Raw genomic sequence first — 1,318 nt, forward strand, 5'->3', positions numbered from 1 at the left:
ATTTATGAAATCATCCATCCCTTTGCCGTCCTCCGACGCCCACTTACCTGTAACCGATAGTACATCGCAGCCATAGGCTTTCAGGTGTTTAGTTAACTTGGCTTCTGCACGGCGAACATTCTTTATGGTTTCCACTCTCTCAGGTGGATCGGAGTCGTAAGCGATGATAAAACCAAAACCCGCTTCAGCTAATCGTTTCAGCCCTGGTACCAAGTCGGGTGTACCCTTTGCCGCTGGTGTTAGGGCCATGTCAACTCCCATTACCGCCACCGTAGGGATATCCCACATACAACCTTTTATTGCCTTTATGCACCCTTCAGTGATGAGTAGGTAGGGCTTACCATTTATTGTGAAGCACCGGGCTTTAAGCGCATCTAAATCAGTCCAAAAATCCTTGATTTCAGGGTGCTTAGGAAGAAAAATATCATATTCACCCTTGGGGGTGCGGTATTTCGGCTCTTTGCCATCTGCTGATGGCCACGGGGTGAGGGGCTTTAGTTGCAGTTGTTTGAGGTCATCCGAATAGAAAACTATGCAGGGTGATTTTGCCTCATATCCCAGCAATACCGTGGCTTTCGGGATATCGGCACTGCCACAGTTTGCACATATCCAGTCGAGGGGAAGCTTGCGCTCGGTTCTCAGATGGTCGCGATCGGTGCTACTTAGCGAAAATTTGAGGCAAGAATCGGCGGTAGTTGTTGCAACAGTGGAACCAATCGAGTTATGATGTTGAGACATGATGATTTTACTTTTGGGTAAATCAGCAGAAGCCGTTCTTCTTGGTCGCCAAACTAAAAAGGGAGCGGTTTTTTGCTGTGTTTGTAGTTACAGATATATCAGACAATAAGCGTGGCGACCAAGCGCGGGCCGCCTACCCTTGATTGTTACTGGAGGATAGGTGAAATATTGAGGCCGGGAGACGTGAACTATCAGCGACTTCTCTCTCCATCCCTTGCCGTATGCAATCCTCTTACTCCCCCCGTCAAGTCGCAGACCGTGGATTTCACTTCAGAGAATCACTTGGCATTCATTGTAGCAGCATTTCCGAGTAGTGTAAGTGGCAACAAATAGGCGATCGAGATGTGAGAGGACGGCTCACTCTGTATAAGTCTTTGATACCTATACAGAGTATAGATAGCACTCCGATAACCAGTGAACCCTAATAGGGTTAGAAAATTGCCATCATGTTCTAGTTATGTTTTCTCCGCCGACTTGTAAAGGTGAGCTTTGCAAAAAGTCCGAAACAGCTTGAGGGCGTTTTCTTCCGAGGGCTGTTCGCGACAACATTGGGCAAAGTCGGTGATGACTTCAGTCAATA

1 protein-coding gene is annotated in these 1,318 nt (G+C 47.4%); it reads right to left on the reverse strand.

Annotated elements, in window-relative coordinates:
• The coding region (locus QUB44_RS30895) for a DUF3854 domain-containing protein (RefSeq protein WP_333373740.1) at positions 1-738 on the reverse strand (738 nt) is incomplete at its 3' end.
• Positions 739-1,318: the final 580 nt, after the last annotated feature.

The organism is Microcoleus sp. AT3-D2, from assembly GCF_036705715.1.
In the GTDB taxonomy this organism is placed as follows: Bacteria; Cyanobacteriota; Cyanobacteriia; order Cyanobacteriales; family Microcoleaceae; genus Microcoleus.